General features: G+C 42.1%; 23 protein-coding genes. 8 read left to right on the top strand and 15 right to left on the bottom strand.

The window, feature by feature from the left end:
* Positions 1–51: 51 nt before the first annotated feature.
* The 3 genes from B5X60_RS09215 to ahcY form a co-directional block, all read right to left on the bottom strand.
* Complete coding sequence (locus B5X60_RS09215; RefSeq protein ID WP_139377430.1) at positions 52–609, bottom strand: hypothetical protein; 558 nt, start codon at positions 607–609, stop codon at positions 52–54.
* Between the two features lie 5 nt (positions 610–614).
* Positions 615–1,331, bottom strand: a complete 717-nt coding sequence (locus B5X60_RS09210) for a pyridoxine 5'-phosphate synthase (protein WP_079702410.1) — start codon at positions 1,329–1,331, stop codon at positions 615–617.
* Positions 1,332–1,674: 343 nt separating this feature from the next.
* Positions 1,675–2,991, bottom strand: a complete 1,317-nt coding sequence (gene ahcY / locus B5X60_RS09205) for an adenosylhomocysteinase (protein WP_079702409.1) — start codon at positions 2,989–2,991, stop codon at positions 1,675–1,677.
* Between the two features lie 665 nt (positions 2,992–3,656).
* Between ahcY and B5X60_RS09200 the strand changes: the two genes are divergently transcribed.
* The gene (locus B5X60_RS09200) at positions 3,657–4,067 is read left to right on the top strand and encodes a BrxA/BrxB family bacilliredoxin (protein ID WP_079702408.1); all 411 of its coding nucleotides are present in this window, start codon (positions 3,657–3,659) and stop codon (positions 4,065–4,067) included.
* Between the two features lie 94 nt (positions 4,068–4,161).
* Complete coding sequence (locus tag B5X60_RS09195; RefSeq protein ID WP_079702407.1) at positions 4,162–5,433, top strand: metal-dependent hydrolase family protein; 1,272 nt, start codon at positions 4,162–4,164, stop codon at positions 5,431–5,433.
* Positions 5,434–5,546: 113 nt separating this feature from the next.
* Here B5X60_RS09195 and cdaA read toward each other — a convergent pair whose 3' ends face one another.
* Together cdaA and folP are read right to left on the bottom strand one after the other, a co-directional pair.
* A complete protein-coding gene (gene cdaA / locus B5X60_RS09190) occupies positions 5,547–6,338 on the bottom strand; it encodes a diadenylate cyclase CdaA (protein WP_079702406.1) in 792 nt (263 codons plus the stop codon).
* Between the two features lie 218 nt (positions 6,339–6,556).
* Positions 6,557–7,438, bottom strand: coding sequence for a dihydropteroate synthase (gene folP, locus B5X60_RS09185; protein ID WP_245803500.1), 882 nt, complete (start codon positions 7,436–7,438; stop codon positions 6,557–6,559).
* A gap of 25 nt (positions 7,439–7,463) precedes the next feature.
* On the opposite strand from folP, the gene B5X60_RS09180 reads away from it, so the two are divergent.
* The 3 genes from B5X60_RS09180 to B5X60_RS09170 all read left to right on the top strand — a co-directional run bounded on the left by B5X60_RS09180 (position 7,464) and on the right by B5X60_RS09170 (position 9,824).
* Positions 7,464–8,000, top strand: coding sequence for a DUF1599 domain-containing protein (locus B5X60_RS09180; protein WP_079702404.1), 537 nt, complete (start codon positions 7,464–7,466; stop codon positions 7,998–8,000).
* A gap of 86 nt (positions 8,001–8,086) precedes the next feature.
* On the top strand, positions 8,087–9,241 hold the full coding sequence (locus B5X60_RS09175; protein WP_079702403.1) for a BT_3928 family protein: 1,155 nt from the start codon (positions 8,087–8,089) through the stop codon (positions 9,239–9,241).
* Between the two features lie 70 nt (positions 9,242–9,311).
* The gene (locus tag B5X60_RS09170; RefSeq protein ID WP_079702402.1) at positions 9,312–9,824 is read left to right on the top strand and encodes a shikimate kinase; all 513 of its coding nucleotides are present in this window, start codon (positions 9,312–9,314) and stop codon (positions 9,822–9,824) included.
* A gap of 197 nt (positions 9,825–10,021) precedes the next feature.
* On the opposite strand, the gene B5X60_RS09165 is transcribed toward B5X60_RS09170, so the two are convergent.
* Entirely contained in the window at positions 10,022–10,531 is a 510-nt protein-coding gene (locus tag B5X60_RS09165) for a phosphoribosyltransferase family protein (RefSeq protein WP_079702401.1), read from the bottom strand.
* A 212-nt stretch (positions 10,532–10,743) separates the two neighbouring features.
* On the opposite strand from B5X60_RS09165, the gene B5X60_RS09160 reads away from it, so the two are divergent.
* Positions 10,744–11,460, top strand: a complete 717-nt coding sequence (locus tag B5X60_RS09160; RefSeq protein ID WP_170878424.1) for a head GIN domain-containing protein — start codon at positions 10,744–10,746, stop codon at positions 11,458–11,460.
* Between the two features lie 12 nt (positions 11,461–11,472).
* On the opposite strand, the gene B5X60_RS09155 is transcribed toward B5X60_RS09160, so the two are convergent.
* Positions 11,473–11,865: a hypothetical protein gene (locus tag B5X60_RS09155; RefSeq protein ID WP_079702399.1), complete on the bottom strand. Its 393-nt coding sequence runs from the start codon at positions 11,863–11,865 to the stop codon at positions 11,473–11,475.
* A gap of 9 nt (positions 11,866–11,874) precedes the next feature.
* Positions 11,875–13,302: a 23S rRNA (uracil(1939)-C(5))-methyltransferase RlmD gene (gene rlmD / locus B5X60_RS09150; RefSeq protein ID WP_079702398.1), complete on the bottom strand. Its 1,428-nt coding sequence runs from the start codon at positions 13,300–13,302 to the stop codon at positions 11,875–11,877.
* Between the two features lie 353 nt (positions 13,303–13,655).
* On the opposite strand from rlmD, the gene B5X60_RS18275 reads away from it, so the two are divergent.
* Positions 13,656–13,808 carry a phosphotransferase gene (locus B5X60_RS18275; RefSeq protein ID WP_170878423.1) on the top strand — a complete coding sequence of 51 codons (153 nt, stop codon included), beginning with the start codon at positions 13,656–13,658 and terminating at the stop codon, positions 13,806–13,808.
* A gap of 47 nt (positions 13,809–13,855) precedes the next feature.
* On the opposite strand, the gene B5X60_RS09140 is transcribed toward B5X60_RS18275, so the two are convergent.
* The 4 genes from B5X60_RS09140 to kbl are packed head-to-tail and all read right to left on the bottom strand — an operon-like array spanning position 13,856 to position 17,126.
* A complete protein-coding gene (locus B5X60_RS09140) occupies positions 13,856–14,431 on the bottom strand; it encodes a TetR/AcrR family transcriptional regulator (RefSeq protein WP_079702397.1) in 576 nt (191 codons plus the stop codon).
* A gap of 1 nt (position 14,432) precedes the next feature.
* Positions 14,433–14,849, bottom strand: coding sequence for a Rieske (2Fe-2S) protein (locus tag B5X60_RS09135; protein ID WP_079702396.1), 417 nt, complete (start codon positions 14,847–14,849; stop codon positions 14,433–14,435).
* Complete coding sequence (gene pheS, locus B5X60_RS09130) at positions 14,849–15,883, bottom strand: phenylalanine--tRNA ligase subunit alpha (protein WP_079702395.1); 1,035 nt, start codon at positions 15,881–15,883, stop codon at positions 14,849–14,851. The genes B5X60_RS09135 and pheS overlap by 1 nt, the downstream gene beginning before the upstream one ends.
* Positions 15,884–15,935: 52 nt before the next feature.
* Complete coding sequence (kbl, locus tag B5X60_RS09125) at positions 15,936–17,126, bottom strand: glycine C-acetyltransferase (protein ID WP_079702394.1); 1,191 nt, start codon at positions 17,124–17,126, stop codon at positions 15,936–15,938.
* A gap of 122 nt (positions 17,127–17,248) precedes the next feature.
* On the opposite strand from kbl, the gene B5X60_RS09120 reads away from it, so the two are divergent.
* Positions 17,249–19,702: a DUF5686 and carboxypeptidase regulatory-like domain-containing protein gene (locus tag B5X60_RS09120; RefSeq protein WP_079702393.1), complete on the top strand. Its 2,454-nt coding sequence runs from the start codon at positions 17,249–17,251 to the stop codon at positions 19,700–19,702.
* On the opposite strand, the gene B5X60_RS09115 is transcribed toward B5X60_RS09120, so the two are convergent.
* The 3 genes from B5X60_RS09115 to B5X60_RS09105 form a co-directional block, all read right to left on the bottom strand.
* Positions 19,680–20,213 (bottom strand): hypothetical protein, encoded by a 534-nt coding sequence (locus B5X60_RS09115; RefSeq protein WP_079702392.1) that lies wholly within the window; start codon positions 20,211–20,213, stop codon positions 19,680–19,682. The genes B5X60_RS09120 and B5X60_RS09115 overlap by 23 nt on opposite strands.
* Positions 20,214–20,258: 45 nt before the next feature.
* The gene (arr, locus tag B5X60_RS18640; RefSeq protein WP_407641467.1) at positions 20,259–20,684 is read right to left on the bottom strand and encodes an NAD(+)--rifampin ADP-ribosyltransferase; all 426 of its coding nucleotides are present in this window, start codon (positions 20,682–20,684) and stop codon (positions 20,259–20,261) included.
* A gap of 405 nt (positions 20,685–21,089) precedes the next feature.
* Complete coding sequence (locus B5X60_RS09105; RefSeq protein ID WP_079702390.1) at positions 21,090–21,890, bottom strand: Rossmann-fold NAD(P)-binding domain-containing protein; 801 nt, start codon at positions 21,888–21,890, stop codon at positions 21,090–21,092.
* Positions 21,891–21,948: the final 58 nt, after the last annotated feature.

Genomic DNA, 21,948 nt, shown 5'->3' with positions numbered 1-21,948 from the left:
CCCCTTATTTATGGCTCAACGGACGTTATAAAAAACTTGAGAAGCAGCGAACTATTCTACCTCCCAGCCCTTATCCTTCTTAAGCCTCAACTTATAGGTTTTGGTAATAAAATCACTGTTTGAGTCTTTGTTCAGAAATGGATAGAATTCGGTTTCTGCTTTTTTTAACGATACAGTAGCTTTAGCAGTTTTATTATTTGATTTTACAAAATTAACCGGCTTGTCTTCGTCAAGGATGTAGTTCAGAGCTTTAACGGTAGCCCGATCTTTTCCCTGTTCAAGAACAAGGGGTGCTGCTTTTTCTGTAAGCCTGATCTGATAAACGAACGTTGTATCCTTTGATAGGAACACTTTTTTCTGCTCGTCAAGAGTCATCTCGATAAGACCCTGGGATTCGAGCTGTCTATATTTATTCAGGACCTGTCGATCCTTGTTCGCCCTTAATTTTATCTCGCCGAAACGGAAAATTGTGGTTTCGTATTCAGGCTCTAACTCAAGATGTTGTTCGATCACTTCAGAAGCGTCATCTTCATTTATGGAAGTTTCATTGCTGCACGCAGATGCGAGAGCCATTAAAGCAAGAAGTATGGAACTATATATTTTGTTCATGGTCTTTAATTTAATTGTCTGAGATACATTTGAATTGTATTTTCCAAGCCTAAATATAAAGCATCTGAAATCAATGCATGGCCTATACTAACCTCGAGCAGATCAGGTATTTGCTGTGAGAAATATTTTAGGTTATGGAGATCAAGATCATGTCCGGCATTTATTCCTAGTCCAAGCTGGGTGGCCAGGTTCGCGGCTTCTACATAAGGCTTAATTGCAGATTCCTTATCTACATGATATTGCGATGCATATGCTTCGGTATAGAGCTCGATGCGATCAGTTCCGGTGGTAGCTGCCGCTTCAATCATTCTATTTTCAGGATCTACGAAGATGGATACCCTGATCCCGGCAGATTGAAATTTGGCAATGATATCTTTAAGATAATCCTGATGCTTTATGGTATCCCAGCCGTGGTTGGAGGTGAGTTGGCCTTCAGCGTCGGGCACAAGCGTTACCTGTGCAGGTTTATTTGCCAGAACTAATTCTACAAATTTCTGTTCGGTTGGATTACCTTCAATGTTGAATTCGGTTGCAATTACTGCTTTGAGGTCGAATACGTCCTGGTAGCGAATATGCCTTTCATCGGGGCGGGGGTGAACGGTAATTCCCTGGGCGCCGAAACGCTCGCAATCGAGGGCGACTTTCACGAGATCCGGATTGTTGCCGCCCCTTGAATTCCTTAAAGTGGCGATTTTATTAATATTTACCGATAGGTGTGCCATAGTATTATAGGAGTGCTAAGATTGAATTTAGCAGGTATTTCAAAGATAGAGAAAATGTGATGAACTGTTATTCCCGTCCAGTACAGGCTTTTGTTAAATAAACGGGGGCGGCAGCAGTAGCTTGTGCTGGAAGCGATTTCGTTGTTTAAGAGGGACGTGAAGCAAAACTACTGCAGAGCAACCGACTGGGGGACCGAAGGGTGGAAGGTATGCCAGCGGGGGACACTTGACGCATAACCTATCGCCTAATTTTCGTCAACAAAAAAACCCTTCCGAAAAATCGAAAGGGTTTAATATTTAGTCGCCGGTAAGATCAGACTTCAGACCTCCGACTTCAGACCTCTTAGTATCTGTAAGTATCCGCTTTGAACGGACCTTCAACCGGCACACCGATATAATCTGCTTGATGCTGATCTAGTTCTTCAAGCTCAACACCAATTTTAGCAAGGTGAAGGCGTGCTACTTTCTCATCTAAGTACTTAGGCAAAACGTAAACTTTGTTTTCATACTTATCAGTGTTAGTCCAAAGTTCTAACTGAGCCAAAGTTTGGTTCGTGAACGAGTTAGACATAACGAAAGATGGGTGACCTGTTGCACAACCTAAGTTCACAAGACGGCCTTCTGCAAGAACGATCACATCTTTTCCATTAAGTGTGTACTTGTCAACCTGAGGCTTGATCTCAACTTTGGTATTACCATAGTTTTCGTTCAACCATGCCATGTCGATCTCGTTATCGAAGTGACCGATGTTACAAACGATAGCTTTGTCTTTTAATGCAAGGAAGTGTTCTCCGCGAACGATGTCACAGTTACCAGTAGTGGTAACAACGATGTCAGCTTCTTTAATGGCAGTCGCTAATTTCTTCACTTCATAACCTTCCATTGCAGCTTGTAAAGCACAAATCGGGTCGATTTCAGTTACAATTACACGCACACCTTGTGAGCTCAAAGATTCAGCAGAACCTTTACCAACATCACCGTATCCGCAGACCACAGCTACTTTACCAGCCATCATTACGTCAGTTGCACGACGGATCGCATCAACTAACGACTCACGACATCCGTATTTGTTATCGAATTTGGATTTAGTAACTGAATCATTAACGTTGATTGCAGGTAAGTGCAATGTGCCGTTTTTCATACGCTCATATAAGCGGTGAACTCCGGTGGTAGTTTCTTCAGAAAGACCTTTGATCTCAGCGATAAGTTCAGGGAACCTGTCGAATACCATATTAGTTAAATCGCCTCCATCGTCAAGGATCATGTTCAATGGCTTGCGATCTGGTCCGAAATGCAAAGTCTGCTCGATACACCAGTCAAATTCTTCTTCGTTGAGACCTTTCCATGCATAAACCTGGATACCAGCAGCAGCAATTGCAGCAGCAGCGTGATCCTGCGTGGAGAAAATGTTACATGATGACCAGGTAACTTCAGCACCCAGGGCAGTCAATGTTTCAATTAAAACTGCAGTTTGGATAGTCATGTGCAGACATCCTGCGATGCGTGCACCTTTCAAAGGCTGTGACGGACCGTACTCCTCGCGAAGTGACATTAGGCCCGGCATCTCTGCTTCAGCTAATCCGATTTCTTTGCGTCCCCATTCTGCAAGGGAGATGTCCTTAACTTTGTAAGGTACATAAGTTGTCTCTACTGATGACATAGTTTGTTTTTTAAATGCGCCTTAACGCATTGATTAATAAATGAATTTGTTATTTCTTACCAGCACGTAAGAAATAGTTCGCAAAGGTAAGGGATTGGGTTGTTAATTCAAAGATAGATGGTTAAGTTGACGGTTGACAGTTGACGGTTGACAATGGAATGACGTATCTAACTGGAATATGAGCTAGGGTTGAAAGGTGACAGTTTAGAGGTGATAATGGAAAATTGAGAGTGGAGAGCTGAGAATTTCGAGTGGAAATGGGAAAGTAAAGTTGAGAGAGATTATTGCCTAAAACGACTGTATAACATTCGTTGAAAAGCCGGGCTTGTTGTTCTTTGGTTAGGGTAGTCCGGCTCTTCGCTTTAGTTTTGGCCGTTGAAATTCATGTTATTGATAAAGAGCGCGTTGGTTAAAAGTTGCCGCTGCGATCCGGTTTATTAAACTCTGGCTTGATTCTTTTCGGTTATGACAGTAAAAGCAAATCCACAGGGCTCATCATTGAAGAACAGTAGTTGCTAGTTATAAGTTATGCAAAACTGTCAACCGTCAACTGTCCACTGTCAACTCCTTCCGTAATCTAAACGTCAAATACGTTTCTTTATCCACTACTATCATCAGCATTCCTTAACTTTGTACAAAGTTTAGAAAACGTTAATAATTAAGATATGTATCCAGAATATTTAGTAGCACCAATGCGCCAGGAGTTGGTTAATGCAGGTTTCCAGGATTTAAGAACGCCCGAAGAAGTAGATCAGGCGATAAAATCTGAAGGAACGGTGCTTGTAATGGTTAATTCTGTTTGTGGATGTGCTGCTGCAAATGCTCGTCCTGCCGCTAAAATGTCCACAGAGTTTGAAAAACATCCAGATAAGTTTGTGACTGTGTTTGCAGGAATGGAAAAGGAAGCTGTTGATAAGGCAAGAGCTCACATGCTGCCATTTCCTCCATCATCACCGGCAATTGCTTTATTCAAAGACGGCAAGCTTGTTCATATGATTGAGCGTCATCAAATTGAAGGCCGTCCGGCTCAAATGATCGCAGACAATTTGAATCAGGCATTTGATCAGCACTGCTAATCTAGGCAACCTCATTTAAATTAAAATCCGGCTCAGCCCGGATTTTTTGTTTTGTACCCTTTTTTGGATAGCTTAGGTTAACCAAAACCTCGGTATGAAATATCCTACGATTCTTTTTTCTGCATTTTTTACTCTGCCTGCATTTGCCCAGCAAACTTTTATACAGTGCGGGCGATTAATCGACGGGAAGTCCAATTCCGTTCAAACGGAGATGACGATCGTCATAGAATCAAATAAAATTATTGATGTCAGAAAGGGTTATCAGTCTGGTTCTGCAAACGATAAACTTATTGACAAGAGAAACCAGACAGTAATGCCGGGCTTTATCGACTCTCATGTTCATTTATCTGGTGAGACCAGTAAGAATCAGTACATGGAAGAATTTACTCTGAATGAAGATGATTATGCGTTGAAGGCTGTTAAATTTTCTGAACGAACGTTGATGGCAGGGTTTACGACGGTAAGAGATTTGGGTGGAATTGTTGCCATATCGCTCAGAAACGCAATTAATCAGGGAGATATCAAAGGGCCGAGAATTTTAGCTGCGGGTAAAAGTATAGCGACCACTGGTGGACATGCGGATCCCTCGAATGGTTATAGCAGAGCATTAGTCGGAGATCCTGAGGCCAAAGACGGGGTAATTAACAGTCCGGAGGAAGCCAGGAAAGCCGTGAGACAACGTTACAAAGAAAGCTCTGACGTTATTAAAATTACCGCTACGGGTGGCGTTTTAAGTAATGCAAAGGATGGGGCGGGAGCACAATTTACAGAAGATGAAATTAGGGCAGTTGTTAATACCGCCAAAGACTATGGATACCGTGTTGCGGCCCACGCTCATGGTGCTGAGGGAATGAAAAGAGCTATCCGGGCAGGAGTGGCTTCAATTGAACATGGAACTTTTATGGATGATGAAGTCATTGCTCTAATGAAGCAATACGGTACCTATTATGTTCCCACGATAACAGCCGGGAAATCAGTTGCCGATTCTGCCAAAATACCTGGGTACTACCCGCCATTGGTAGTCCCAAAAGCCATAGCAACCGGACCGAAAATTCAAAGCACTTTTGCGACTGCCTTTAAATCGGGAGTTAAAATTGCCTTTGGTACGGATGCAGGTGTATTCGCCCACGGTAAAAACTATAAGGAATTTGAATATATGGTTGAAGCAGGAATGCCGGCAATGGAAGCTATCAAATCGGCCACGGTGAATGCTGCAGATCTTTTAGGCATTTCCGACCGTGTTGGGTCTATTGAAAAGGGAAAATCTGCAGATATAATCGCTGTAAACGGCGACCCCCTAAAGGATATTAAAATTCTAAGTTCTATGAATTTTGTGATGAAAGAAGGGGTAGTTTATAAGCAATAGCCCGAGTGTGGATTAAAACCTTAGGACTTCGAGGGGTGGTTTCGAATTGAGGATTCACGCTGGGAAGGAATTATTGCGTTTCCGATAGCAACATGTTAAATCCAGTCAAAAAACTAAAAATCCTTGTTCAACAATTTTTCCAATTCTCCTAAGGTTACTTTCATCTTTACCCTACCTTGCTTTGCGTAAGAAATCTCAGATGTTTCTTCGGAAACGATCACCGCAACGGCATCGCTGGTTTCTGAAATTCCAATGCCGGCACGGTGTCGAAGGCCGAATTGAGGCGGAAGTTTATCATTTTCTGTTAAAGGCAGAATACTGCTTGCACATTTGATCTTGTTTTCTGAAATGATTACGGCTCCGTCGTGCAGGGGACTATTCTTTTGAAAAATGCTCTCGAGTAAGCGTTTTGATACCCGTGCGTCAATAATTTCACCGCTGTTTTGGTAGAACTGTTCGTCATAATACTTTGCCAGAATTATAAGCGCTCCTGTGCGGCTTTTCTGCATGCTTTTGCAGGCGTCAATAATTGGTTTGACTCGTGCTGAGTTATTTTTCTCAATTTCTTTACGGCCAAATAAAAATGACCACCATGCTTTGTTTTTCTGCAAGGACGCGTTTCTACCAATAAGCAACAAGAATCGCCTGATTTCCTGCTGGAAAACTACGATAAGGGCTATAAATCCAATTTGAACGAATCCATCGAGAATCTCAGTAAGTAGCTGCATGTGGGCCTGGCGCACAACCAGGTAGACTGCATATATAATAACCAGACCAAGTAGGATATTTAAGGCGATTGTTCCCCTGATCAGGCTGTATACATAGTAGATGATGAGCGCTACAAGGATGATGTCGATCATATCCAGCAAGCGCAAATTCAGGAAACTAAAGTCAAATCCTTCCATGTTTTAAAAGTAAAGATAAATTATGATTTGAGGATTGTCATGACTAGGATTCATAGGATTATAGGATGCAGGTCGGAGAGGCAGGTGTCATCCGATAGCTATCGGATGCGTGCGCGGCGCGGCAAAGGATTCATAGTCCCGCACGTGCGGGATGGGAGGAGAAGAAGATATGCTTCAGTGCAATGTCGAGGCGTGCCTACCGCGGGCAGCGAATCTTATTACCTCACCTTTTCAAAAATAGTAATAGCCTCCTTTGCTGCCCTCACATCATGTACCCTTAATAGATTTGCACCTTTCATGAGAGCGATGGTATTGGCAGCAATTGTGCCGGTCAGTGCATTTTCAGCATCAGTACCGAGTGTTTTATAAATCATTGATTTACGTGAAAGACCCGCCAGGACGGGGTGTCCAGTAATTTTTAACAAATCGAGATTTTTCAAGAGCTCATAACTTTGCTCAGGAGTTTTTGCGAAACCGAATCCCGGATCGATGATTATGTCTATGACCCCCAAATGTTTCAAGTCTGCAATCTTTTCGGCGAAATAGAAGCATACCTCTGACGTTATATCCTGATATTTGGTTTGGGAGGCCATAGTTTGTGGCGTACCTCTCATATGCATGAGAATATAGGGAACCCTAAGTGCGGCAACGGCAGCAAACATCGCTTTGTCCAATTCTCCTCCAGAGATATCGTTAATAACATGTGCCCCTGCATCTATGGCTGCTCTGGCTACACCAGAACGGAACGTGTCGATGGAAAGGCCAGCGTCAGGAAACTCTTTGACAATTGCATTAACCACCGGCAATAGGCGTTCAAGTTCTTCCAGTTCAGAAATATGCTCAGCGCCAGGCCTTGAGGAGTAAGCTCCCAGATCCAATATATCGGCGCCTTCTGCCAAAAGTTGTTCTGCTTTCTTTGTAGCTTTTGACGGATTATTATTACGGCCGCCATCATAAAAAGAATCTGGAGTAAGGTTCACAATCCCCATTATTTTGGGTGTGGAAAGATCCATCAGATTGCCCCCAATATTTACCGATAATTTTTGCTGAAAAACTGTATTTTTATCCGCCATCGCGAGGCAAAATACCGATAAATTCATCGTTGTAACAAATAAAATCACAATCTTGGCCAGGAATACATCTTCAGAATACGATGCTGTTATAAGAGTTTGCAGGGAGCTTTTTATTAAAAAGACAAATGATTACGGGACTGCATGGCGCATACTCAGAATTTCGTCAATAACCGATCAGATCTTTATTAAGGCACAGCGCATCAGGACACTTGAAGAGAAGAGGATCTCCAAGGTCGGAGAAGACATCACTTCAGAATATATTGGCATTGTGAATTACTGCGTAATCGCAATGATGCAGCTGGAACTTGCTGATGATTCGCGTACTGAACTTCCGGCGGCTGAGGTTGAAACTTATTTTGACAAAATGGTCAACGAGACTAAAGAGCTGATGTTTGCCAAGAATCATGATTACGGTGAAGCCTGGCGGGATATGCGGATAAGCTCACTCACGGATCTCATACTAATGAAAATATTGCGTGTGAAACAGATCGAAGATAACTCGGGTCAGACTCTGGCTTCGGAAGGCGTAAGGGCTAATTACCAGGATATGTTGAATTATTCGGTATTTGCGCTGATAAAGCTTGGGTGACGTTGGTAGAGGTTTCAGTCATTAGCGCTGAGCTCTCTGGGATTTTAGACTTAAATTGAGGTTTCTAAAAAAATAATTTACTGCCTGTGAAGAATATTTTATTAAGTGTTAGCCGCGTTTTTGTCGGACTTCTTTTTATTTTTTCGGGTCTTATAAAGGCCAATGATCCGCTGGGCTTTGGATACAAGCTGCAGGAGTATTTTGAAGTCTTCCATATTAGCTTTCTTAATGATTATGCCCCTGCAATAGCAATTTTGTTGTGCACGCTCGAAATTGTATTGGGCGCTTTGCTTCTATTAGGTTTTTGGGCCAATCTGGTAGCCTGGGGGCTACTCCTCTTAATTGTTTTCTTTACTTTCCTGACATTTTATTCAGCATTCTTTGAAGTGGTCACTTCCTGCGGATGTTTCGGTGATGCAATTCCTTTAACTCCATGGCAGTCTTTCAGTAAGGACTTAATTCTCCTGGCATTCATTATTGTAATTTTCAGGCAAAGGCACAATCTCAAGCCACTAATAGCAAACAGCAAGAACCAGGATCTAATTGCAGGCCTTGTTTTGGTAGTAGCCCTGGGCTTTGGCATCTACACCTATAATTTCCAACCCATACTGGATTTTTTGCCTTACAAGATCGGGAATAATATTCCTTCGCTCATGGTCGCCCCACCCGGTGCTCCACAGGATGTATATGAGATCACGTATAACCTAAAAAATAAGAAGTCGGGGGAAGAAAAGAAAATGACCGACAAGGAATACATTAAAACTCAGATCTGGAAAGATACAAACTGGGCGATTGTCGGCGACCCTGTTAATAAACTGATCAAAAAAGGTTACGATGTAAAGATAAAAGATCTTAAGATTACAGACAGCCAGGGGACTGATTATAACAAAGAGCTACTCGAGAATCCTTACTATAACCTGGTTGTTGTGGCCTACGATCTTTCCAAGGCAAATAAAAATGGGATTGGCGATTTAAACGCATTAGCTATTAATGCTGCCGAAAATTATAATGTACGAACAGTGCTGCTCACGTCGAATTCTGCGCAGAGTGCTGAGGAATTTAGTGACGAAAACAAGCTTGTTATGGAGATATTTTATGCGGATGGTATCCCACTTAAAAGTATGGTAAGGGCTAATCCTGGCTTATTGCTTTTGAAAAATGGTACCGTCATAAATAAATGGCATTTTCATAATCTGCCATCATATGATGAGCTAGCGAATAAATATTTTCGAAACAATTAGAGAATTTAAACATTTATAGAATTGTTAAAGGGGATAAAATTCCTGAACAAAAAACGGTGAAGAGAAATTTATGAAGGTCTTTCTTATAGGATTTATGGGTAGCGGTAAAACTACCATAGGGAAAAAGCTCGCAAACTATTTGAAGTATGAATTTATAGACCTTGATAAATTTATTGAAGCCAGGGCCGGTATGACTATAGTGGATTATTTTGCTGCTCATGGTGAAGAAGAATTTCGTAAAATGGAGCGAGATGTCTTACAAACTACCCATTATCCTGATAATGTGATAATAGCTACCGGAGGTGGTACGCCTACATATGATGACAATATGGAGTGGATGAATGAAAATGGCAAAGTAGCCTATCTTTCACTTCCTCCCAAAGCATTGGCTTCCCGATTGGAGCATTCAACAACCGATCGGCCATTGATTCGGGGACTTAAAGGTGAGGCACTTGTCGATTTTATTGCCGCAAAGCTAAAAGAGAGGGAGCCGTTTTATAACCAGTCAAAGTGTGTGATCAGCGCCAGCGATCTCACTGCAGAGAGGCTTGCTTTTTATTTGAATTTGAGTTACTCCGGCTGAGGTGACTGTAATTATTAACCGGTAATCAGTGATCAGTACTAAGTAATTAGGTAATCAGTGATCGGGTAATTGGGTGATCGGGTAATTGGGTGATCGGGTAATTGGGTAAAGGGCTGGTCAAGGTAAGAATATCTGACTAGGTACGGTGCCAACTCACAACTCACAACTCACAACTCTCAATTCTCCACTCTCCACTTTCAACTTAAGTAAACTGCGTCTGCTTCGGATTTGACGCCCATTACCACATCTACATGTTCTTTCAGAATGGTAGCCAGTTCGAGCCCTGTATAGTCAGGCGATACGGGGAAATTGCGGTGACTGCGATCAATCAAAACAAGGGTTCTAAGCTTTTTAAGCGGGATATCCAGGAATACACCAAGTCCGTAGGCAAGTGTTCTTCCGCTGTTGAGGACATCATCAACAAGAATTACTACTTTATTTGAGGCTTTTGCGACTTCAATATCAGTGACAGCCTGCAGATGGGTGCTATTCTTATCCAATTCGATCTTCATCAGAGTTACCTTGATTTCGGAAATTGCTTCAAGCGCTTTCTTGATCTGTTTTGCAATGGTATATCCTTTATCAACAATTCCAGCCATAATGATCTCCTTCTCGTTCAGATTATCTTCGAGAATCTCATAAGCCATTCGCTCAATCTTCTGCTGGATTTGTTTTTTGTCAAGTATCAATAATTTCTTTGCAGTCATTGTCCTTCAAATTTCGCTTGAAAATACATATTCTCTCAGATATGCTGGTTTACTATTAAATAATTTCACCTGCTCATGCAACGCAGGATAACATCAAATCGTCTGTTAGGTAAATAAGAAGCGTGCATGAGCATACTGCACACACAACGAAATGAAAATAAGCTCATGCAAGCTTCATAGCATTAAAAAACAATTATTCATTGATGAAAATTATGAAAAGAAATTTGACAATTGGCCTGATCGTATTATTTATCCTATCGGGCATCAGATTATTTGCTCAGGATGTATTAATAAAAGAGAATCGTCCTGTTAGTAGCTTCTCAGCTATAAAGGTGGGAGGTATTGCCCACGTATATCTTACAAGGGGTGAGACTGAAAAGGTTGACGTAGAGGTTAATAACAAAGATTTCAACGATCGCCTGATTGTAGAGGTCGTTAACAATGTGCTGGTTATCAGAATGAAACAAAGTGAAAACGGCAAAGGACAGAACTATGGAAATGCCAAAGTCAGGATTAATGTTTCGTATAAAAATCTCAACAAGATCGACGCCAGCGGCGTAACTCACGTATACGGTGAAAGCCTGATTGAATCAGATAAAGTGGATATTGGTATGTCAGGTGTCAGTACAGTAAAGCTGAACGTCAAGTCCAATGAACTGAACATTGACGGAAGCGGAACTTCCAATATCACATTAACTGGCAGTACAAAGAGATTGACTGCAAAAACCTCAGGTGTATCAAATATTAAAGCTTACGATCTTTCAGCAGAAGATGTTATTTCTGAATCAAGCGGTGCATCAAACATCTATGTAAGTGCTTCTAAAACGCTTTCTGCAAAGGCAAGCGGCGCCTCCAATGTCAATTATAAAGGGGATGCAAAGGTTGATAATAACGAGTCTTCTATAGCTTCGCGGGTTCGAAAGATGTAAATTATTCTCCTCTTACTGGTACGGGAAGAATACAAAGTTTGCCCCTTCGGGCACAATCACAAAGACGCACATGAAATGATATGCGTCTTTGTATTGTTTAAGGAATTTCTCCTGTTTCTCAGGAAGAATAAGGCCTTTTTCCATAAACTCCTCGAGGGTGGATGCATGGATACTCCACTCTGTATTCAGATCGTTCTTGTCTAAAATAACCTCGCCTAATTTAACTTCATGCTGGTGAGCTACGAAGATTGGGTATGAAGATATGCCCTCAGCCATTATTTCGACAGCAACTTCCTTTAGCGATTCATTATAAAACTTGAGATCGCCCTCAAGACTTTTAAGCGGGCTCTCTTTTTTAGCTTCCCCGCTGCTTTCCTCCGGGTTTAACAGGTCTTTGATATCCATGCTAGTAGGTTATGATTGTAAAAGTTGGTTCTTGCTAAGCTGTAGCAAAACAACATTTTCTACGTGCTGCGTATGAGGGAACATATCAACAGGACGTATCTTTGTAACTTCATATTTTTCTTTCAATAAAGCGATATCTCGGGCTTGTGTAGCAGCATTGCAGCTTACGTAAACTATTTTCTCAGCTTCCATTTCAAGCAGGCGATTTACCACATCCTGGTGCATTCCTGCCCTGGGAGGATCGGTGATTACCACGTCAGGTTTTCCGTGTTCGGAGATGAATTCGGCATTCAGAATATCTTTCATGTCGCCGGCATAAAAGCTGGTGTTCCCGATGTTATTTATTTCAGAGTTGATCTTTGCGTCTTCAATGGCCGTTGGGACATATTCGATACCGATAACTTTCCTCACATCCGAAGCAACGAAATTTGCAATTGTTCCGGCTCCGGTGTACAGATCATACACTAATTCATCGCCTTTGAAGCCTGCAAAATCTTTTGTTATTTTATATAATTCAAATGCTTGCTCGGAATTTGTTTGGTAAAACGATTTTGGACCGATTTTAAATTTAAGACCATCCATATTTTCGAAAATGTGATCTCGACCATTATAAACATTAATTTCCTGGTCAAAAATCGTATCGTTTTTCTTTTGATTGATTATATATAACAGCGATGTTATAGCTGGAAAAGCGTTTTTTAGAAATTCCATCATTCCGGTCACCTGCTCATCTGACGGGTAAGCAAACACGACAATAACCATCAACTCGCCTATGCTTGAGGTCCTGATGATCAGATTTCTCAGAGCCCCTTCATGGTTGCGCAGGTTATAAAATGAAATTTCATTTGCAAGGGCATATTCTCTTACCTGGTTGCGTATATCATTAGAAGGATCGGCTTGCAGATGACAGTGTTCTATATCCAGTATCTTGTCGAACCTGCCGGGAATATGGTAACCGAGGGCATTCATTTCCATGGTTTCTTCAGACCTCATATCGCCATCAGTAAGCCAGCGTTTATCTGAAAAAGTATATTCAAGCTTGTTACGATAGTATCGTGAAGCTTTTGAGCCGAGGATAGTTTCCATTCCGGAGATATCCACCTTTGCGAGGCGTTGGAGTGCATCGCCAACACTTTTTTGCTTGAATTTTAGCTGCGACTCATAAGTTAAAGTCTGCCATTTACACCCGCCGCATACACCAAAGTGCTGACAAAATGGATCAGTGCGATGTTCTGATGGTCTGACCAGGTTCTGAATCCGGCCTTCAAAGAATTTTTTCTTTCGGCGTACCAGCTCCACATCGACCAGGTCACCCGGAACTGCTTTGTCAATAAATATTACAAGGTCATCCGATTTACCTACACCCTTGCCTTCTTCAGCAATATCTATTACTTCGATGTTCTGCAAGAACTTTTTATCTGCCGGCACTTTTTTCATGAGCGGCAAAATTAGGGAAATTATTTGAGCCAGGGGGTATGAGGTATGAGTTAGGATGTAGGAAGTAGGAAGTAGGAAGTAGGAAGTAGGAAGTAGGAAGTAGGAAGTAGGTAGGAAGTAATTTGTTAAGTTAGGAATAAGCATAGCAATTTCGCAATCGTCAATTGAGAGTTATCAATTGTCAATTATTGAAAATGCAGTTTAGTTGAAAAGGCTCGATTTTTTCAAATGCTCCTTAAAAATCAAATTGCTCATCGATCAAAATAGAAATTTCCAGAATCTCCTTGCTCATGGCTTTTGCTTGCTTAATGTAACAAAGATAATATAAATATACTGAAAACCAAATTAGTATAGTGAGGAAGGTGGAAGGTGGAAAGTGGAAAGTGGAAGGTGGAGAGTGGAGAGTGGAGAGTGGAAAGTGGAAAGTGGAAAGTGGAAAGTGGAAGGTGGAAGGTGGAAGGTGGAAGGTGAAAAGTGGAGGTATTAAGTTACGGATTTTTAGATAGGGTTAGGGTTCCAGTGTCAACCGTAAACTCTCAACTCTCAAAGTATACTATTTAACCGCCGCCTTAACCAAATAGGGTAGGATCTCCTTTTGAAAAGATATGAAATTTTTGCGTACGTCTGAATCGCTTACCGAAGTAAATGCGAATGAGAAAACAATACTTTTGCTGGCCTTGATAAGAAACCGAAGCCTTGCTATATAGTCATCAGCTTTAAAAAGCTGTGTCTCGTTGAATGATCGGATTAGAAGATCTTCCAGATCATCTGAAAGAGATTTCAAAAACTCCTGGGAGTTTGCGGATTCACGAATGAATTCCCAGCCAATAAATTCATTACAAACAGTGTAAGAAAGGCGGCTTGTTTTGAGAATAATACTGCTCAAATAGGCTTCTTCGTCCAGGTCTTCCGATGGATTATGGATGATTTCATGAACGCTATGCTGTATATATTCCATCAAAATTGCCTGCAATAACAATTCTTTGCTCTCAAAGTATTTGTAAATTGTTGCTTTGGCGATCTTTGCCCGTTTGGCAATTTCGTTCACACTGGTTTTATGGTAACCGTATTTTCTGAACAGGTCCTGCGCCGCTTTCTTTATACTTTCCTTTATTTTATCGACTTCCATTCTAATTGGTTACAGCGAGCGTAAAATTAGTAATTATTACATGATATTCTTTCAGCCCCCTTTTTGCCGGCGCTTTAACCGGAGAGCCATCGTACATGGAGAATTTGGCCCCGCTGCACGGATCGGTTGCGGTCAAGTTAGGATCATCAGGGACCACTGCGCATTGCTGCTGAGGATTAACAGAGCTGCAACGGTCAAATGCGACGTATTCGTTGTTTGGTTTCTTATATATGATCAAGCCAGCAACACCGGTATTACTTGCCTTGTTAACCACAAGTAGCCCATTGTTGCTTTTTATTGCAAATTCTTGCAGCGTGACCTGGTAATTCACGTACACGTTCGGTATGCGGTCTTCGTCGTCTTTCGAACACGCTGCCAGTACAAAAAAAAGCAGTATAAAACCCAGCCTTATTTTCATTAGATCATCTCTGATTGAAATTGCTTTAAAAAGCGAACATCGTTTTCTGAGAATAAGCGCAGGTCTTTGATCTGGTACTTTAGATTAGTGATTCTTTCAATCCCCATTCCAAATGCGTAACCTGTATATTTTTTACTGTCTATCTCACAATTCTCCAAAACATTCGGGTCGACCATGCCGCAGCCCAGGATTTCCACCCAGCCGCTGTACTTGCAAAACTGGCATCCGTCACCCTTGCATATCGTACAGGAAATATCCATTTCTGCAGACGGCTCGGTAAAAGGAAAGTACGACGGGCGGAACCTTACTTTTGTGCCCTCACCGAATAATTCCTGTACAAAATAGAAAAGGGTCTGCTTTAGGTCAGCAAAAGAAACGTTTTCATCAATGTACAAGCCCTCTACCTGATGGAAGAAGCAGTGAGCGCGTGCAGATATTGCCTCATTTCGGTACACACGTCCTGGCATAATCGCCCTGAATGGTGGCTTGCCTGCCTCCATCATCCTAACCTGTACGGATGAAGTGTGAGTACGCAAGGCGATGTCACCCTTTTCACCACCCTTTTTAATGAAGAATGTATCCTGCATATCACGCGCCGGATGCTCTTCCGGGAAATTCAAGGCAGAGAAATTATGCCAGTCATCTTCAATTTCAGGGCCTTCAGCAACATGAAATCCAAGCTTATTAAATATACCAATGATCTCTTTTCTCACCAGTGATAGTGGATGGCGAGATCCAAGTTGAAACCCCTGCCCAGGCAAAGTGAGATCCTGATCTGATCCTGCGCTGTCGTCCAAGGCTTCTGAACCCTCTTTAACCTCCTGATACTTGCTCTCTGCAGCCTGCTTGAACTCATTCAGAACTTTACCCAAGCCTCGTTTTTCTTCAGGAGAAACGGTTTTAAACTCTTCAAAAAGGTCCTTAATAATACCTTTTGTGCCCAGGAATTTTATCCTGAATGCTTCCAGCTCATCGGCATTTTTTGTTTGGAAAGAATTTATCTCGCTAAGGTATTGATCGATCTTTTGCTGCATGTTGGATTGTTGATATGATATACGGATATTCTCTACGAATCGATTTTTGTTATTATTTCAGCACAGCCAGTTCTTTGCCGATCTTTGTAAATGCGGCGATCGCTTTATCCAGATGCTCCCGTTCATGCGCTGCAGAAAGCTGAACCCGTATCCGCGCTTTTCCCTTTGGAACGACAGGGAAGTAAAATCCAATAACATAGATACCTTCCTTAAGTAATTTCGCTGCAAATTCCTGTGCCAATGTTGCTTCATAAAGCATGATTGGGACAATTGGGTGAACCCCTGGCTTGATGTCAAAGCCGGCTGCAGTCATCTTTTCCCGGAAGTATTTAGTGTTCTCCTCCAGTTTATCACGAAGATCGGTTGTCTCACTCAGCATATCGAGCACGGCGATAGAAGCACCAACAATTGATGGGGCAAGCGTGTTTGAGAACAAATATGGTCTTGAGCGCTGGCGCAGCATGCTGATCACTTCTTTGGGTCCTGAGGTAAATCCTCCCGAGGCGCCGCCTAAAGCTTTGCCAAGAGTGCCGGTGATGATGTCAACCCGACCCATTACATTATGATGTTCATGTGTGCCACGGCCGGTTTTTCCCAGAAATCCCGATGAATGGCACTCGTCTATCATAACCAATGCTTTGTACTTATCAGCCAGGTCGCAGATTTTGTCCAGTTGCGCTATGGTTCCATCCATGGAAAAAGATCCATCCGTAACTATGATGCGGTGGCGCAAACTTTGGGTTTCCTGAAGCTTTGCTTCGAGGTCTGCCATGTTATCGTGTTCATAGCGGTAGCGTTGTGCTTTGCATAAACGTACCCCGTCAATAATAGATGCGTGGTTCAGCGTATCAGAAATGATCGCATCCTCCTCGTTGAATAGAGGTTCAAACACACCGCCGTTAGCATCAAATGCTGCTGCGTAAAGTATGGTGTCTTCTGTTCCGAGGAATTTGGAGATCTTTTCCTCCAGCTCTTTATGAATATCCTGTGTTCCGCAGATAAAGCGTACAGACGACATGCCAAATCCATGCGAGTCGATTGCTTTCTTTGCAGCTTCAATAACCTTAGGATGAGATGAAAGCCCCAGGTAATTATTCGCGCAGAAATTTATTACATCCTGGCCGCCTTCAACCTGGATGTCCGCCCCCTGGGGTGATATAATTATTCTTTCGCGTTTATATAAGCCTGCTTTTTCAATTTCTTCAAGCTCTTTTTCCAATACAGGCTGCAATGTTTTATACATAGAAGGTTGCTTTTGAGTCTGCAAAATTACGAATTCTGCAGACTTTAACCTTCCTTAACATAACATCTCTACGTATATATGTAATTTGCGTCACCTTTAACATTAATATTCGTCTTTATTCCATGAAGTTTTTCCTTGCATGCGCCTTTTCTATTCTTTCTCTAACCTTGTCAGCACAATCATTGACCGTACGCGGCAAGATCACCGATCAACAGGGCAAGGGTATCCCATTTGCAAGCATTTATGAGAAAAATACAACAATCGGGACTTCCGCCAATAGCGAAGGCGAATATTCGTTAAGGCTAAATGCAGGGAAGCATGATCTTTATTATCGAGCGATCGGATATCGCCAGGTGACGAGGCAGATTGACCTGAAAACTAATTACAATCTTGACGTGCGCCTCGCAGAAGCTGTATTTGAACTGGGAGATGTTATTGTCAAATCCGACGGCGAAGATCCAGCATATGAAGTTATCAGGAACGCCATAAAGAAAAGAAAAGCGCACTTACGTGAAGCAGATGAGTACAGCACCGATGTTTATATCAAAGGCATGCAAAAAATGCTTGCAGCACCGAAAAAGTTTCTTGGTAAAAACATTGATGACCTTGGTAAAGAAATCGGGTTGGATTCGAACCGGACTGGTATCTTTTATCTTTCTGAATCCGAGTCAAAGTTGAGTTACAAGCAGCCTGACAGCTATCACGAAGAAATGATTGCTTCCAAAGTGTCGGGAAGCAACCGTGCGTTTAGCTTCAATCGTGCTTCAGACATCAATATAAACTTCTATGAGAATATCATAAATATGGAAGGAATTAGTAACCGACCTTTTATATCTCCAATAGCTGAAAATGCTTTATTCTATTACAATTATAAGCTCATTGGTACCAGTATGGAAAATGGCGAACTGGTTAACAAAATCGAGCTGATCCCTAAAAGAGGCGGCGACCCGGTATTCAGAGGGTTTATATATATTATCGAAGACAGCTGGAGGATCCACAGCTCAGATCTCTATATGACGAAACAGGCAAACATCAACTTCGTTGATACGCTCAGCATCAGACAGCAATATATTCCTGTCAGCTCCAGGGTATGGCTGCCGTCGTCGATCAGGTATGATTTCACCGGTGGCCTTTTTGGGTTTCGCTTCGGCGGATATTACCTGGCGCTTTATAAAAATTATGATCTAAGTCCTGGCTTAACCAAGAAGGATTTCGTAGAAGTATTAAAGATCACCCGGGAGGTAAATAAGAAAGACAGCATATACTGGACGCAGGCAAGGCCGGTGCCTCTTACTGAAGAGGAGAAAAACGATTATGAAAAGAAAGCGGTGCTGGCTGCGAAGCGGGAGTCTAAACCTTACCTTGATTCCCTGGATAAGGTTCATAATAAGTTTAAACCTGTCCAGTTTGTTATTGGTTCGGGATATAACCCAAGGTATAGATTTAGGAAGGAAGCGTATAGCTTTGGCTCGCTCATTAATTCCGCATTTTACAATACCGTTGAAGGCTTTGGGATTAATTATCAGGCCAGTTATTCAAAGCGACTCGATTCTCTCACCAATAAGTTTGTGAATTTTACCGGTAAGGTACGCTATGGCTTTTCCAGCGACAAATTATATGGAAGCGTTTCAGGGAATATCCCGGTGAAAGCTGCAAACCTGTTTTTTAACCTTGGGTCTGATGTGCTTGACCTGAATAGTCAGGGTAGTATCAGCCAGCTGGGAAATTCCATCAATTCTTTGTTCTATGAACGAAACCTGCTAAAGCTTTATGAAAAGAAATTTTTCTTGCTTGGAGTGTCGCAGCGTTTCGGTGGCTTGCTTGGAAGCTTGAATGCTGAATGGGCAAACCGTATCAGTTTGGAAAACACTTCTGATTACACCGTCCGTGATCTCAAGAGCCGTTCATTTACACCTAACAATCCATTTCATTCCGGCATTGGGAATTTACCGCTCTTTCCTGAGAACCAATCGTTCAAAATATCCTTAAGGGGAACTTACGATTTTAGCAATAAGTACGCGACATATCCAACGGGTAGGGTTCATCAACAATCTAAATACCCCAGGCTCGGTGTTACCTATACCAGAGCGTTTCCCGGTGTTTTTAGTTCCGACGCTGACTATTCTCTATTAGCGTTTGACCTAACCAAGTCAGACATAAAGCTGGGGATGTACGGGCAGTTTAAATTCTGGCTTGGGGGAGGTGCATTCCTGAACCAAACGAAGATATTCTTCCCTGATGCAAAACATTTCGTAGGCAACATGAGCTTGAGTTATATTCCAAAGATCAACAGCTTCCTTTTTCTTGATTTTTATAAGTTGAGTACCACAGATAAGTATGTGGAAGCACATTTAGAGCAAAATTTCTCTGGCTTCATAACTAACAAACTTCCTTTGATACGCAAACTCAAATTGAAAGAGGTAGCTGGCATAAATTATCTGGCCCAACCCAATGTAAAGCAATACAGCGAGGTTTATTTTGGTCTTGAATATCTTACATTCCGTGTGATGTACGGCTTCGCTTATGAAAGGGCGACTAAAGTGGATAAGGGGATTAGGATAGCATACGGGTTTTGAAGGCCATGAAATGATCTTTTGTTTTTAGATCTTCTTCATCTAGGTAGCTTTGCACCACGCCAATAATAGACTCGGTTTCGAGATCAAACTCCAGGATGCTCGCCCAGAATCCTTGATTGTTAATTGACATTTTTAGGAGACAACTCTTATCCAGCATTTCAAATTCCGCAGGATCAGGTTTTTCCGTTCCGTTTATAATTGAGATGGTTACTACGTCATCAAGATCGGGGTGCTTCATTTCGGATGGATCCAAACACAATTCAGGTTCTTCCAGAATCTCAGTTTTATATTGTCGCCATAACCCCCGGAGCCGGATCATCATTCCATCTATCTCGGTGTCACTATAATCTTTAAAACTGTCAATCTCATCAACTAAAACAAGCGTCTCAGGATCTGGCTCATAGTCGATAAGAAATAAGGCTCTCGGTTTATGGGTATGGTAGATGTAGCGTATGAAACCGAACTCATCAAGCGTATTTTCGGCAAACAGGGATTCGGTTATATTCTCCATGGAATAAATATAAGGAGAGCCCGACGACTGGGCAAGATCGGCTGCCTAATTAATAATCTCGCCTTGATTTTTGGCCAGCTTATCGCGCCATTGCTGAAGGTCTTCTGGAGATATCCTGTCCCACTCTTTTAACTCTCCAATGATTTTTAAAGGGGCTGTTGAACGGTACGACCGGGTGGGGTTCCCTGGAAATTTTTTATTGGTTACATTCGGATCATTCTCAAAGCCCGAAGTGGGTTCTACGATGTAAACTCGTTCCGGTCCATCACCTTTAGCCAATGCCGCGGCTAATCCTGCTCCATTACTTATGGCCGTAAAATAGACGTGGTTCATCTTGAGGTCTGTTTTATAATTTGAATTGCTACCTGCAATTAACAGATCACCAACATTAAGTGCTGCCCTCGTTCCATGATAAAAGGGGCCTTTATCAAAGGGGTTTTTAGTTAATTCCTTTGCTAATTCCTCATGGATATGTTTAATGGCTGCAGCGTCTTTTAATTCCTCATAGCATTGGGCAATGCTGATGTATAAAGCAGGGAGGGCACTGTGAACAAGCTGGCTGTCTATTTTTTTCGAAAGGTCAAGGCTTGTTTTAAGCCAGAGTAACCTGTCTTGGACATTCATCTGATGACGAGACACATAATGAGCAGCAAGAAACTTTTCAAAGTTGTTTGTCGATTCTGTCCATGCCTGGATAAAAAATTTGGCCGCTTCTTCGGGTTTGCCCTGGTCTTCCAAAGCCATTCCCTGGAGACACAGCTTGACAATTGGGTTCGATGGATTGAATTCCATGTTTTTCTTTTAGGATGAGTAAGATAAAGATAGAAAGTGGGGGCGATTACTCAAAATTTGCAGTTTACTAACCAATACTAATGGTCATATTTCTTCTGCCGGAAGTTTAGATATCAGATCTTTCACGGTAGTCCACTTTACCCCCTGATAACGGCTATTGTCGGTGCTGCTCAGATCTGCCCGTTTGTCTATCATATTTCGCATATACTGCATTCCCTGCCAGGCAGGGTAAAGTTCAGTCTTTCCAGGAGCAATCGTTTTAGTGATTCTGATTACCAGACTCAACAATCCAGGACCTCCTGTTTTCAGCATGCGATATCTCTTACCCGATATATCTCTCATTATTTCCCTGATCTCCTTAGGACTTACCTGGTCGCCAGCAATTCTTAAAAAGCGAGGGGTAGACGGATCAAGTGCAGCATTTGCAGTGAACTCAGCAGTATCATCCATCGTGGTAAAGACCATTTTATGCACGGAAGTATATAAAATACCAAATGCCGCAACTTCCCATATCCCTTTTTCTTGTCGTGTATTTCGTAGATTTATAGCTAACAAAGCGGCTCCGAAGAGAACACTGAAAAGAGCAGAAAATATATAGATCGCCCTTTCAGAATAGTATTCGGGGGCATTTTGATCGTCGACAATGTTTTCATCCAATTTGGTGCCGGAGAGCGCTATATCTTGTTCTTCACGCACTACCTCCTGGGATTTAAGATTAGTTCGCAGTTTCATCAACTCTTCTTCAGTAAATACTCTACCACGTTTTTGCATTTCTGCGACTGCAGCCTCAACTGCTTCGGTTGTGTACTTCTTATAATTATCCAGGTAAGCCTGAAGCCCGTCGGACGATTTGCCCGTCATGAGTTTTTCGTGATCTACAGCCATTTGATTGTATGACAGTTGTAGTTCAGATGATTGATGCCGTGTTTTGTCATAATTTAAC

The organism is Daejeonella lutea, assembly GCF_900168015.1.
GTDB lineage: Bacteria > Bacteroidota > Bacteroidia > Sphingobacteriales > Sphingobacteriaceae > Daejeonella > Daejeonella lutea.
Note: the sequence above shows the minus strand (reverse complement) of the source record. Positions and strands in the feature narration are given on the sequence as shown.